General features: G+C 34.3%; 15 protein-coding genes. 6 read left to right on the forward strand and 9 right to left on the reverse strand.

Features of this window, described 5'->3' with window-relative positions:
• Positions 1-5 precede the first annotated feature (5 nt).
• A complete protein-coding gene (locus AMQ68_RS19220; RefSeq protein ID WP_054512219.1) occupies positions 6-353 on the forward strand; it encodes a DUF1801 domain-containing protein in 348 nt (115 codons plus the stop codon).
• Between the two features lie 87 nt (positions 354-440).
• On the opposite strand, the gene AMQ68_RS19225 is transcribed toward AMQ68_RS19220, so the two are convergent.
• The 5 genes from AMQ68_RS19225 to rsfS form a co-directional block, all read right to left on the reverse strand.
• Positions 441-1,094, reverse strand: a complete 654-nt coding sequence (locus AMQ68_RS19225) for a phosphatidylserine decarboxylase family protein (RefSeq protein WP_054512220.1) — start codon at positions 1,092-1,094, stop codon at positions 441-443.
• 4 nt (positions 1,095-1,098) lie between these two features.
• Positions 1,099-1,971 (reverse strand): phosphatidate cytidylyltransferase, encoded by an 873-nt coding sequence (locus tag AMQ68_RS19230; RefSeq protein WP_054512221.1) that lies wholly within the window; start codon positions 1,969-1,971, stop codon positions 1,099-1,101.
• Positions 1,972-1,994: 23 nt separating this feature from the next.
• Positions 1,995-2,576: an LUD domain-containing protein gene (locus tag AMQ68_RS19235; RefSeq protein WP_054512222.1), complete on the reverse strand. Its 582-nt coding sequence runs from the start codon at positions 2,574-2,576 to the stop codon at positions 1,995-1,997.
• A gap of 135 nt (positions 2,577-2,711) precedes the next feature.
• On the reverse strand, positions 2,712-4,724 hold the full coding sequence (gene ftsH, locus AMQ68_RS19240; protein ID WP_054512223.1) for an ATP-dependent zinc metalloprotease FtsH: 2,013 nt from the start codon (positions 4,722-4,724) through the stop codon (positions 2,712-2,714).
• Positions 4,725-4,740: 16 nt separating this feature from the next.
• Complete coding sequence (gene rsfS, locus AMQ68_RS19245; RefSeq protein WP_054512224.1) at positions 4,741-5,109, reverse strand: ribosome silencing factor; 369 nt, start codon at positions 5,107-5,109, stop codon at positions 4,741-4,743.
• Between the two features lie 84 nt (positions 5,110-5,193).
• On the opposite strand from rsfS, the gene AMQ68_RS19250 reads away from it, so the two are divergent.
• Positions 5,194-5,910 carry a biotin--[acetyl-CoA-carboxylase] ligase gene (locus tag AMQ68_RS19250; RefSeq protein ID WP_054512225.1) on the forward strand — a complete coding sequence of 239 codons (717 nt, stop codon included), beginning with the start codon at positions 5,194-5,196 and terminating at the stop codon, positions 5,908-5,910.
• On the opposite strand, the gene AMQ68_RS19255 is transcribed toward AMQ68_RS19250, so the two are convergent.
• From AMQ68_RS19255 to AMQ68_RS19270, 4 genes are all read right to left on the reverse strand, one after another.
• The gene (locus tag AMQ68_RS19255) at positions 5,904-7,016 is read right to left on the reverse strand and encodes an LptF/LptG family permease (protein WP_082384177.1); all 1,113 of its coding nucleotides are present in this window, start codon (positions 7,014-7,016) and stop codon (positions 5,904-5,906) included. The genes AMQ68_RS19250 and AMQ68_RS19255 overlap by 7 nt on opposite strands.
• Positions 7,017-7,107: 91 nt before the next feature.
• A complete protein-coding gene (gene tgt, locus AMQ68_RS19260; protein WP_054512227.1) occupies positions 7,108-8,238 on the reverse strand; it encodes a tRNA guanosine(34) transglycosylase Tgt in 1,131 nt (376 codons plus the stop codon).
• Positions 8,239-8,312: 74 nt separating this feature from the next.
• A complete protein-coding gene (locus tag AMQ68_RS19265) occupies positions 8,313-8,681 on the reverse strand; it encodes a DUF4296 domain-containing protein (protein WP_054512228.1) in 369 nt (122 codons plus the stop codon).
• Entirely contained in the window at positions 8,678-9,394 is a 717-nt protein-coding gene (locus tag AMQ68_RS19270) for a polyprenol monophosphomannose synthase (protein WP_054512229.1), read from the reverse strand. Before AMQ68_RS19270 ends, AMQ68_RS19265 begins: the two co-directional genes overlap by 4 nt.
• Positions 9,395-9,470: 76 nt before the next feature.
• Between AMQ68_RS19270 and AMQ68_RS19275 the strand changes: the two genes are divergently transcribed.
• The 4 genes from AMQ68_RS19275 to AMQ68_RS19290 all read left to right on the forward strand — a co-directional run bounded on the left by AMQ68_RS19275 (position 9,471) and on the right by AMQ68_RS19290 (position 13,367).
• Complete coding sequence (locus tag AMQ68_RS19275) at positions 9,471-10,139, forward strand: DUF4271 domain-containing protein (protein ID WP_082384178.1); 669 nt, start codon at positions 9,471-9,473, stop codon at positions 10,137-10,139.
• Between the two features lie 12 nt (positions 10,140-10,151).
• The gene (locus tag AMQ68_RS19280; RefSeq protein ID WP_054512865.1) at positions 10,152-10,892 is read left to right on the forward strand and encodes a uroporphyrinogen-III synthase; all 741 of its coding nucleotides are present in this window, start codon (positions 10,152-10,154) and stop codon (positions 10,890-10,892) included.
• 88 nt (positions 10,893-10,980) lie between these two features.
• Positions 10,981-13,029: an oligopeptidase B gene (locus AMQ68_RS19285; protein WP_054512231.1), complete on the forward strand. Its 2,049-nt coding sequence runs from the start codon at positions 10,981-10,983 to the stop codon at positions 13,027-13,029.
• Positions 13,026-13,367, forward strand: coding sequence for a hypothetical protein (locus AMQ68_RS19290; RefSeq protein WP_054512232.1), 342 nt, complete (start codon positions 13,026-13,028; stop codon positions 13,365-13,367). Before AMQ68_RS19285 ends, AMQ68_RS19290 begins: the two co-directional genes overlap by 4 nt.
• Positions 13,368-13,437 lie beyond the last annotated feature (70 nt).

The following is a 13,437-nucleotide window of genomic DNA, read 5'->3' on the forward strand; positions in this document are numbered from 1 at the left end:
TTAAAATGAATCCCATACAAGAGTACTTCTACAGAATTCAAGAACCTGAAAGAAGTACTCTTCTTTTTTTAAGGAAAAAGATATTAGAGTCGGACCCTGAAAATATCACAGAAACATTGAGCTTCGGGCTTCCTTTTTTTAAGTTTAAAAAGAAGATGTTATGCTATTTATATTACAGCAAAAAGCATAAGAAACATTATGTAAGTTTTTATCATGGTGATAGACTTGATCATCCAGAGCTCATTCAGGAAGGCAGAAAGAAGTTTAAAATCCTTTTAATTGAGATTGAAGAGGATTTGCCTGTGGAATTGATTTTGAGGTTGATTAATGAAGTAAAACAGTACATAAAATAGGTTGAAACAAATTCTCGTGTCATTCGTATGTAAATAAAAAAGACCGCTCCTTTCGAAACAGTCTTTACATATATTTTTGATGATGTCTTAATCTTTCATTCTTGCAATCACATCCAATCCACCTTTGGTGATATCTCCAATCTTGCAGATGATTTCTGTATCTAAAGGCAAGAAAACATCCATTCTTGATCCGAATTTAATGAATCCAAATTCATGTCCTGCTTTAGACTCATCCCCTTCATTACAATAGAAAACAATTCTTCTAGCCACGTATCCTGCAATTTGTCTGAAAACCACTTGATGATTTGTCATACTTTGAACAGCAACCGTTGTTCTCTCGTTCTCTGTAGAAGATTTCTCGTGCCAAGCAACAAGATATTTCCCTGGATGGTATTTTTTATAAATTACTTTTCCTGAAACCGGATATCTACAAATATGCACGTTTAAAGGTGACATAAAAATAGAAACCTGAATCGCTTTTCCTTTCAAAAACTCGGTTTCTTCCACTTCCTTGATCATTACCACTTTCCCATCAACAGGAGCAATAACGTTTTCACGGTGTTCTAAAATATCACGTACCGGAACTCTAAAGAACCAAAATACTAAACTGTAGACAATCAATAATGGCATAATGATCAGTAATGACCACATTTCAAGAAAATAAATAGCCAACACACTAATGATAATAAATAGTAGTGTTGCTACAGTGATCGTCCCCTTTGACTCCTTATGTAATTTCATGAGATTAAATAAATTTTTCTAAAATAAAGTACAAATATACGACAGGCGCGCAAATTAAAAAACTATCCAGCCTATCTAATACGCCACCATGCCCCGGAAGGATGTTTCCGCTGTCTTTTACACCGAAATTTCTTTTCAGTTGGCTTTCTACCAAATCTCCTAATGGTGCAAAGGCAGCCACTAAGAACCCAACAACCATCCAGTTTCCTCTAAGTTCAGGCTGATAATGTTCTATGAAGTAAGAAAGCACTAATGTTAGTACTACCCCACCAAAATATCCTTCCCAAGTTTTTTTAGGAGAGATTTTAGGAGCCATTTTATGTTTCCCGAAGAATTTCCCTGTTAAGTAGGCAAACGTATCGCTGCTCCATATCAAAACAAACAAGAAAAGAACTTCTAAAGAGAATGTATTCTCATAGGTAGAAAACTTTGGTAAGCCCAATGCAAAACTAAACGGAAGAGCCACGTAAATAACTGTAAAAATAAGTTTCCCGCTATCGAAGTACAATTCGTTCGCATATTTAAATAACGTGATAACAGCTATTAAAATCAAGGCAAGCGCCAATATTTCGCTTAATCTGAAATTAAAATAAAAGTCGTGGTAGAAATACCTTTTGGAAAACATATAAAAGATAACCATGATAACAGGAAATACGACCCATTTCTCATATCCATTTCCAAATTTCATAATTTTTACACATTCCCATGATCCTACAATCAATAGAAAAGTGATCAAACCGTAATATAAATATTGTTGTTTAACAAGGTCCGGAGAAATACTGTTGATGAGTTGCGCTCCTAGCGGAGTGGTACAAAGAATAATAACTGCAACATAAACAATTCCCGAGAGTGTTCTTTGAATAAGATTTTTGTCCAAGATGTAAATTTTAGAAGTTGATGCTAGTCTTCAAGCAGCAATAAAAATAGTTTTGTATTGGCGTGTGAAGAAGTATCTAATTTTGACTGATTTCCGCTGATGGAAGTAAGGTTCTTAATATTTCCGTTTCTTTTAATTTTTCCCATCGCATCATTCAGGTTATTTACAATCTGTGAAACATTCGCCATAATAATGATTTTATTAGGCAACCTTGAAGAGTGATAATGCAGGATGTTATTATGTGAAAGCATGATTCTTCCATCGTAAGCAATAAGATACTCACAGGTGATGAAAGCAGCATCATTGGAATGTTCAAAATCTGAAGTATAAGGAGTTTTCACCACGTTCAGAAAATTCTGAAGCTCCTTATCCCAACAAAAGATATTATTCATCCCTTCTATTTTGACAATTTGCTGTAAAGTCTGTAGAGCCTCCGCTTCATCTGCACAATAATTAAAAAATCCTCCCGAATGCGTAAATAATTGCGCAAACTTATAGTCGAGATCCGCATTTTTAAGCGAATCCCCTAGTTTTTCCAAACTCTGTTTGTCTTCTTCCTCAGGTTGGTTGGTCAGTTTGCTTACAATTCTCTTGAATAAACTCAACTTAATTTATTTTTAGTCAACTTTATACAAAAATAGAAAATAAATTACAATAGATTCTAAAAATGTACTCTTAAATATGAAAAAACCTGACAATTTTGCGTCGTCAGGTTTTTTCTACTCTATTTTTGAAGTATTTTAAAGTTGTGTCGGGCTTTCTGGAGCCTGAATTTCACTTTCTTCTTCTTTGTCTTTGATAATGATTTCCTCACTCGGTTCTTTAGCCGCCATCGTGCTTGTAACAGGTCTTTCTGTTAACTCAGGATCCCATGCTCTTTTTCCGAATATATCCTCAAGGTCTTCACGGAAAATTACTTCTTTTTCTAAAAGTTTATTCGCTAAGGCATCAAGCTTATCTTTATTCTCAGTAAGAATCTGAACCGCTCTTTCATATTGATTTTCAATAATTGATTTTATCTCAACATCAATTTTATTAGCCGTTGCTTCAGAATATGGTTTTCCAAAATTATATTCAGACTGCCCTGAACTGTCGTAGTAAGAGATGTTCCCAATATTTGGGCTTAATCCGTATACCGTAACCATAGCCTGAGCTCTTTTCGTTACACTTTCCAAATCAGATAATGCACCTGTTGAAATATTGTTAAAAATAACCTGCTCTGCTGCTCTACCTCCTAATGTTGCACATAATTCGTCCATCATCTGTTCAGTAGTTGTCAACTGTCTTTCTTCTGGAAGATACCAAGCTGCTCCTAAAGAGCGTCCTCTTGGCACAATCGTTACTTTCAACAATGGAGCTGCGTGTTCTACCAACCAAGAGATGGTAGCGTGACCCGCTTCATGATAAGCAACTCTTCTTTTTTCTGAAGGTTTGATTGCCATATTTTTCTTCTCAAGACCACCAATGATTCTGTCTACAGCATCAAGGAAATCTTGCTTAGTTACCGAAGTATGACTATTTCTAGCTGCAATTAATGCTGCTTCGTTACAAACGTTAGCAATATCTGCTCCACTGAATCCTGGAGTTTGTTTTGCTAAGAAATCTCTGTCCACTGTATCATCAAGCTTAATTTTAAGCAGGTGAACATCAAAAATCTCTCTTCTTTCGTGTAATTCAGGAAGATCTACATAGATAGAACGGTCAAAACGTCCTGCTCTCATCAAGGCTTTATCTAAGATATCAGCTCTGTTGGTTGCAGCCATAACGATAACGTTAACATCTGTTCCAAATCCGTCCATTTCTGTAAGAAGTTGGTTCAATGTATTTTCTCTTTCGTCATTTCCGCCTGAGAAATTGTTTTTACCTCTTGCACGTCCGATCGCATCAATCTCATCAATAAAGATGATTGCCGGAGATTTTGCTTTTGCCTGAGCAAACAAATCTCTTACTCTTGAAGCTCCTACTCCTACAAACATTTCTACAAAATCAGAACCTGAAAGTGAGAAGAATGGAACTTTAGCTTCACCTGCAACGGCTTTAGCCAGTAATGTTTTACCCGTTCCCGGAGGTCCTACTAATAGAACTCCTTTAGGGATCTTACCTCCTAGTTTTGTGTATTTTTCAGAATTTTTCAAGAAATCTACAACTTCCTGTACTTCTTCTTTTGCACCTTCCAATCCTGCAACATCCTTAAATGTTACCTGAATTCTTTCTTTTTCGTCGAAAAGTTTTGCTTTAGACTTACCGATAGAGAAAATTTGTCCACCAGGGCCTCCGCCACCTCCCATCTTTCTGAAAAGAAGGAAATAGAACAATCCTAAAATAGCAATCCAAATTAATGCTGAGAACAAAATATCCATGAAAGGATTTTTGCCTGCACCATAATCTTTAGTCGTTGCAATAGCAGGGTTAGTTGCTTTTATCTGTTCAAACTTTTGAAGGAATAGCTGAAGATCTCCGTATTTTACAGAACAATCTGCTTTTGGTGCCATCTCGAATGCAGATAACGGATTATTTTCTTTAGCATCTTTACTTACTATCGCCGTTTTAGCAGCTTTCGTTAAGAAAACATCAGCCTTTTCGGTGTCTTTGTATATAATAATATTTTGAACTTTTCCCGCCTGCAACTCTTTGAAGAAACCATCTTCGTCAATAGATTTTGCACTGTCGCCTCCTAAAAAATTGGAGCCAAAAAATAACAAAAGAGCTATGATCGCAATCGGAAAAAACCAGTTAAATCCTTTATTGTTCATTTATACTTTTTAAAATTTAATATTCATATTCAATCTTTGTAATCTTCGCATCTCCCCAAAGTTCCTCGATGTCATAGTACTCACGAGTTTCTTTTTGGAAAATGTGAACTACCACGGTAACATAATCTACCAAAACCCACATAGAGTTTTCGGTACCTTCTACATGCCAAGGTCTATCCTGAAGATCGTTTCTTACTTTTTTCTCTACACTCCCTGCTAATGCAGACACTTGTGTGTTTGAGTTTCCGCTACAAATTATAAAAGTTTCCGCTACAGAATTTTCAATTTTCGAAAGATCGAAAATCATAATATCTTCACCCTTTACATCTTGGATGGCCTCAACAATTTTATCTATTAGCGCCTGCTTTTCTGCTGTTTTATTCATTAAAATATCTATAATCTGCAAATTTATTGTTTTTCTTTTACTTTAGCCTTACTTTTAGCCTTTTAAAGTCTTAAAGTTTTCTTAATGGGTCAACTATTCTATCAAAAAGAGTCTTCTTCTACTAATGACGAAATATCTCAGTATTTACTTTACGATAATTCGGATTTTATTGGGCTTCATACTTTCAACCAGACCAAAGGTCGTGGACAGTACGGAAATACATGGATTTCAACTGCTGAAAAAAATTTAGCCTATACGCTAGCAGTTAAAACTGAAAACTCCACGCTGTCTGATTTTTTGTTCAATTATTATACCGCAATTGCCATCAGGGATTTCCTTGCCAATTTGACTGAAAATATAGTGAAAATAAAATGGCCGAACGACATCATTCTTAAAAATAAGAAAATCGTTGGAATTTTAATCGAGAAGAAAAAAATCAACCAAAGCAATTATTACATCATCGGTTCGGGTATCAATGTGTTACAGGAAGTATTTGATGATATTTCCAAAGCGGGCTCACTTTTAACCCAGACGGGAACAAGATATGATTTAAAAGAATTTACCTCCAACTATCATGATTTTCTAATTGAAAAATTAAAAAATATTCCTTCTGAACAGGAAATCATGGATCATTTTAATGAAAATCTATTTCGAAAAGATGAGATCTCTGTCTTCGAAATGAATGAAGAGAGACAAAATGGCATTATAAAATACGCCGACAAAATGGGTGAATTATGGATTGATCTTGAAAATGACGGACTACAATCTTTTTATCATAAAGAAATAAAACTTCTTTATTGATTGGCTCTTTTCAAGTATAAATACAATGCGATCGGGAAAAACACAATATTGGGAAACCACATCGCAAGCAGAGGCGACATGCTTTTGTTTTCAGAAACCACCTTTAATGCTTCAAATGAAAACACAAACAGGAAAGCCAAGGAGATTCCTATAGCCAAGTTTACACCCAATCCTCCTCTTTTCTTTTGAGAAGAAAGAGAAAGTGCTAAAAACGTAAGAATAACAATAGAAACAGGCATTGAAGTTCTCTGATGAAGCTCATTGAGATGGGTATTCAGGTTACTGTTTCCTTTTTCTTTTTCTCTTTGAATAAACTTCAGAAGCTCCAGCGTGGTTTTGTTTTGCCCTAACAATTCGTTCGGGAAAAGCTCTTCAGGATCATGACCAAAACTTTTTCTTATCTCAACTCCGTTTGAAAGTTTTTCTGTATCGTCTTTATTGATGGTTTTTTCCAGATAATTGCTTAAAACAAATTGTTTTTTAGCTTTATCCCAAAGTACATCGGAAGCTTTAAGCTCATAGGTCATCTTTCTATTCTTATTGAATGTTTGAAAGACAAAACCAGAGCCTCTTTTCTCTCCTTTATTCCATGAATTAACAAAAATATATTCTGTTCTGCTTAGCTGTGCGGAAACCGGAGCCGTTCCTAGAAGTTTTTCTTTATTCCTTGCATTATAGGTATATGCCTCTAATTGATTTTTCTGAATATTTGCCCAAGGAAGAACAAAATGATTGACTACCAATGACAAACACGCAATAAATAAAGAGGTAAGCAAATAAGGCTTTGCAAATCTGTGGAAACTGGCACCACTGCTTATAATGGCAACAATTTCGGTATTATTTGCCATTCTGGAGGTAAAATAAATCACCGAAATAAACACCAAAATAGACAAGAAGGTCATGACCAGGTTGATGATCCAGAAAGGGTAAAAATGGATAAGAAAATACGTCAAATCCAATTTTGGGTCTACCAATTTAGCATTTTCAATTCTTGGAATCTTCTGCTGAACATCAATTACCAAAACCACTACAGACAGCAATATCAACATGAAACTAAAAGTTCCAAGGTATTTTTTAATGATATATTTGTCTATAATTTTAAACACTACTCGCTTTTTTTATTTTGATAGGATTAGCATCCTATTCTTTGTTAAGTCGTCCCTTTGGGACTCTTTTTTTACTATGTATTTATATTTTTTAAAGTCTTTGTCTAAGAACAGGAACCACAGAATCTTTCCATTGATAAAAATCTCCTGCAATAATATGCTCTCTTGCCACTTTTACCAAATCTAAATAAAATGCCAAGTTATGAATTGATGCAATTTGTTTTCCTAAATATTCTTTAGAAACAAATAAATGGCGCACATATGCTTTTGAATATTCTCTATCTACAAAACTTGTCCCAAACTCATCCAAAGGAGAAAAATCTTGTTTCCATTTTTCATTTTTCATGTTTATTACCCCTTGCCAAGTGAACAGCATTCCATTTCTTGCATTTCTGGTAGGCATCACACAATCCATCATATCAATTCCCAACCCAATAGATTCCAAAATATTCCATGGAGTTCCTACTCCCATTAGGTATCTCGGTTTATCTTTTGGTAAGATATCGGTAACTTCATTAGTAATTCTGTAAAGTTCATCTTCAGGTTCACCAACAGACAATCCACCAATTGCGTTTCCTTCGGCACCTGCCTCTGAAATTACTTCAGCAGAAATTTTTCTTAAATCTGAATACGTAGAACCTTGAACAATCGGGAAAAACCTTTGTTTGTAACCGTATAATTCAGGATTTTTCTCATTCCAACCAATACATCTTTTCAACCATCTGTGGGTCATTTCCATGGAAGCTTTTACTTGGTTGTATCCACTAGGATAAGCCACACATTCGTCAAAAGCCATGAAAATATCTGCTCCGATCTGTCTTTGGATTTCCATAGATTTTTCCGGAGTAAATAAGTGATAACTTCCATCAATATGAGATTTGAACTTCACTCCTTCCTCAGACATTTTTCTACTTCCTGAAAGTGAAAATACCTGAAAACCTCCTGAATCCGTAAGAATAGGAAGATCCCAGTTCATGAATTTATGTAAACCTCCCGCTTTCTGCATGGTTTCCATACCAGGACGAAGGTATAAGTGATAGGTATTACCCAAAATAATTTGGGCCTTGATGTCTTCTTTTAATTCTCTTTGGTGAACTGTTTTCACACTTGCTACAGTTCCTACAGGCATAAAAATAGGGGTTTGCACCTTCCCATGATCGGTCATGATCTCTCCTGCTCTTGCCTTACCTTCAGAGGTTTTTTCTATATTAAAAAATTTCATTCGTATACTTCTTTAATTCACCATCATTGGCGACTGATCTTTTTTGCCAAATGGAATATGTTGATCTACCAGCCCTATTTTTCAAGAGTTGGTAACACTCCATTCTTTTTCAACTTATCTTTTATATATTGATCCGCTTTTGGATCTTTTTCAATTAATACTTTTTGAGCTTCCTCAGCAATTCCCTTCATTTCATCTTTCACCACATAATATTTAAAACTTTCGATAAAATCATTCGGTTTTACCTTATATGTTTTAAGAATATATCGTGTTCCGGATTCCAGATTTTTATTTTGATACACAAAAGTTGCCTGATCATTAATTGCCATCTCAGCAAGAATCTCAGCCATTATATCTTTGTCTACCAAGTTCTTTGGTTTATCAATGTAATCACCACATGAAAACATTCCCAATAAAACAAAAATGAAGATCAGTTTTTTCATAATCTGTTGATTAATGATTTCCACTTTAAATTTAAAACACCAAACACCGCTTCATGAATAATTCCACCATTCATTTTACTTTCGCCCAATATTCTGTTGGTAAAAATAATAGGAACTTCTACAATTTTAAAGCCTTTTTTAAAAGCTCTGAATTTCATTTCGATTTGAAAACCATATCCTTTAAGCCTTACATTCTCCAATCCTATTTCTTCTAAAACTTTTCTTGAAAAACAAACAAAACCTGCTGTTGTATCATGTATCGAAAGTCCTAAAACAAATCTTACGTATTTTGATGCAAAATAAGAAAGAAGAACTCTTCCCATTGGCCAGTTTACCACATTTACTCCTTTCGAATAACGAGAACCAATGGCCATATCTGCATTCAGACAAGCTTCGAAAAGTTTGGGTAAATCACTTGGATTGTGAGAAAAATCGGCATCCATTTCAAAAATATAATCATAATTATTTTGAATTGCCCATTTAAAACCATGAATATAAGCTTTCCCTAAACCATCTTTTACATGTCTTATCGATAAATGCAATGTATGAGGAAATCTCTTCTGAAGATCTTTTACAATCTCAAATGTACCGTCCGGAGAGGAGTCATCCACTACTAAAATATGAAAATTATCTTCCAACGCAAAAACCGCGGAAATTATACTTTCTATATTTTCCTTTTCGTTATAAGTTGGGATGATGACGAGTTTTTTCATTTCAATTTGCAAAGATAGTTTATTTAACCTTTTTATTTTATACAAAATAATCTATAATTTTGCAAAAAACATTCCTTTGCCATTATCACAAAATTTTATAAATCACGTAAGGATACCCGAGAACAACGATTGGGTAATCTTTATATTGTTGGGCTGTATATTTTTATACCTATTTATGATGAATATCATAGAAAGAGGCGCCAACCTGAAAGACTTTTTGCTGCAAAAATATTTTGACGCCAGCAATAACCTTCCCAGCTGGATTATCACCTCTTGTGTGATGGCTCTTACCTTAGCTGTTTTAATCTCACAATACATCCCGATTGTGCCTAAAAAAGTTGCCGACTTACAGGTTTTGGGATACCAATTGAATAAATTTGGGTATAGTTTAATAGCCGTTGTGTTATTTTATTTAATAAAAACAACATTAGGATTTATTTTCTATCAAAGTATAGGAGATGGTAAAAAATGGATGGTTTTTTACTTTACCTCTACAAAATTTTACTTTGTTTTGTCTTTTTTGTTAATAATTTTATGTGTAACCCACTACTATTTCCCTATTGACAGAAATAAAATGTTTTTATACTATTTATTCTTCTTTTCATTTGTATTCATTTTTAAAGTTTTTTTCTATTTATTTCACAAGAACAATGTTTTACCCGAAAAATGGTATTATAAATTTTTGTATATTTGCACCCTCCAAATAGCACCATTATTACTGCTTTGGAAAGTATTATTTTTTTAATAAATGTCAATGATGAGAATAAAGTCTATATTGGTTTCTCAACCAGCGCCTAGTGAGTCTTCTCCATATTTAGATATAGCGAAGAAGGAAAAAATAAAGATTGATTTTCGTCCTTTTATCCACGTCGAAGGTGTTGACAACAAGGAACTTAGAACACAGAAAATAGATCTAACACAGTACACTGGAATTATTTTTACCAGCAAAAATGCAATAGATCATTATTTCAGACTTGCTGAAGAGTTACGCTTTGCAGTACCAGATACTATGCGATATATCTGCCAGTCTGAAGCAGTAGCCAACTATCTTCAAAAGCATATTGTCTACAGAAAAAGAAAGATCAGTTTTGGGGAGAAAAACTTCTCAGACTTAGCTCCGCTTTTCAAGAAATTCCCTTCTGAAAAGTATCTATTACCTTCTTCGGATGTTTTAAGTCCGGATATTGTAAAGACGTTAGATGCCGCAAACGTAGATTGGACAAGAGCAATCATGTACAGAACGGTTTGTAGTGATCTTACAGATATTAGTATTAAAGATTATGACATGATGATCTTCTTTAGTCCTCAAGGAATTAAATCTTTACAACAGAATTTCCCAGACTTCAAACAGGATGAAACTAATATTGGTGTTTTTGGTAACACAACATTAGCAGCCGCTGAAGAAGCAGGATTAAGAGTAGATCTAATGGCGCCTACAAAAGAAACGCCATCTATGACTATGGCCCTTGAAAAGTATGTAAAAGCTTTACATAAGTAACTTTTACTCTAAAATATAAAACAGCCGTCTTTCAATAAAAGGAAAGATGGCTTTTTTTTAACTAAATTTGAACAAGAATTAATATTGAATGGAAGCTCCACAGGCAAAAAAAATAGAAAAAACACTAGAAATACACGGAGATAAAAGAACGGACAATTATTTCTGGCTCAATGAAAGAGAAAACCCTGAAGTCATAAAGTATCTTGAAGAAGAAAATGCTTACGAAGAATTTATGATGAAAGATACCGAAGAGCTTCAGGAAGAGCTTTATGAAGAGATGAAAGCCCGCTACAAAAAAGATGACGAATCTTTACCCTATTTCTTCAATGAATACTGGTATATCGTACGTTATGAAGAAGGAAAAGAATATCCTATTTTTTGCAGAAAACATAAAAGTTTAGAAAACACCGAAGAGATTATTCTTGATGTAAATATTCTTGCAGAAGGTGAAACATTTTTCGAAGTGGGAAGCGTTGCTGTAAGTCCAAATAATACATTAACTTCTTTTTCGTCTGATAATGTTGGAAGAAGAATTTATGACATTAATTTCAAGAATTTAGAAACAGAAGAAATTCTTACTGATAAAATAGAAAACACCACAGGTAAAGCTGTTTGGGCGAATGATAACGAACACGTTTTTTATATCAGAAAAGATGAAAGCTTACGTGCATTTCAGGTATACAGGCATAAATTAGGAACAGAACCTTCAGAAGATATTTTAATCTTCCATGAAGAGGATGACACTTTTGATGTGAATGTTTTCAAAACAAAATCATTAGAATATATTTTTCTGGCAAGTTCAAGCACGATTTCTGATGAACACCGTTTTATTCCTGCTGATGATGTTTTTGCAGAATGGAAAATGATTCAGTCAAGAATCGATGATCTAGAATATTCTGTAGAACATTATGAAGACGAGTTTTACATTATCACCAATGCCGATGACGCAATAAATTTTAAAATTGTAAAAGCTAAAATTGATAATTGTGGAATGGAAAACTGGGTAGATGTCATTCCGCACCGCGCAGAAATTCTCTTGGAAGGTTTTGAAATATTTAAAGACTATCTTATTCTTGAAGAAAGAGAAAGAGGTCTTTTACAAATCAAAATCATCGAAGAGAAAACCAAAGAATCTTATTATCTACCTTTCTCTGATCCAACGTATACGGCTTACATCGGGACCAATTTAGAATTTGACACCGAAGTTTTACGTTACGGCTATACCTCGCTTACACAACCCAATGCAACTTATGAATATAACCTTAAAGACAAAACAACGAAACTGTTGAAGCAACAGGAAGTTTTGGGAGGAAAATTCATTGCTGAAAATTATATTTCCGAAAGAATTTGGGCAGACTCAAGAGATGGAGAAACAAAAATTCCAATCTCATTGGTTTATCACAAAGACACGAAAAAATCAGCCGATACTCCTGTTCTTTTATATGGTTATGGAAGTTATGGACATACGGTTGATGCAAGTTTCTCTAATGTAAGGTTATCAATCTTAGACAGAGGCTTTATTTATGCAATTGCTCACATCAGAGGTGGAGAATATTTAGGAAGAGAATGGTATGAAGACGGAAAAATGCTGTTTAAGAAAAATACCTTCTTTGATTTTATTGATGCCGGAAAATATTTAATCAAACAAAATTACACTTCATCAAAGCATTTATATGCAATGGGCGGAAGTGCAGGAGGATTATTGGTTGGGGCAGTTATCAATTACGAGCCGAAACTATTCAACGGAATTGTTTCTCAGGTTCCTTTTGTAGATGTTGTGACGACGATGTTGGATGAAACGATTCCATTAACTACAGGAGAATATGACGAATGGGGAAATCCAAACGACAAAGAATATTATCAATACATGAAGGAATATTCGCCATACGATAATGTAGAAGCGAAAGAATACCCTCATATACTGATTACAACAGGTCTGCATGATTCTCAGGTTCAATATTGGGAACCTGCAAAATGGACCGCAAAATTAAGAGAGTTAAAAACAGACAACAATCTTTTATTATTCAAAACCGATATGAGTTCCGGACACGGAGGCGCGAGCGGAAGATTTGAATCATTAAAAGAAGACGCATTGGAATATGCGTTTCTGTTAAAATTAGAAAATGAAAAAGGATGATCAACGAAGCTGAATATTGGAAAAAAGTAGAACAATTTTTCGAGGAAAACTTTGATACTGAAAAAAATCCACCCATTGAGACCATCTTATTTTTAATTGGTCTTCAGGAATTAGGAAGTGGACAGCAAAAATATACGAAAGAAGATAAAGTAAATTTAATTCATATCGCCGTGTGTAGATTACTGGAACCTTTTGGGTACTATAAATTCTCGCACTACGAAGGCGGATGGCCGCACTTTGAAAAACTGGAAGGATTACCAGAATTAAAACCCAATGAGCAATCATTGCTTATGAAAAAAGCAGTTATTCAATATTTTCAAGACGAAGAATTGTTTTAAGAAAAATAAGAAAACGGAAAGGTTCTCCTTTCCGTTTTTTTTTATTTTAAGCCATTAAGGTCATTTTGAG

This window comes from Chryseobacterium sp. ERMR1:04 (genome assembly GCF_001297705.1).
Classification (GTDB): domain Bacteria; phylum Bacteroidota; class Bacteroidia; order Flavobacteriales; family Weeksellaceae; genus Chryseobacterium.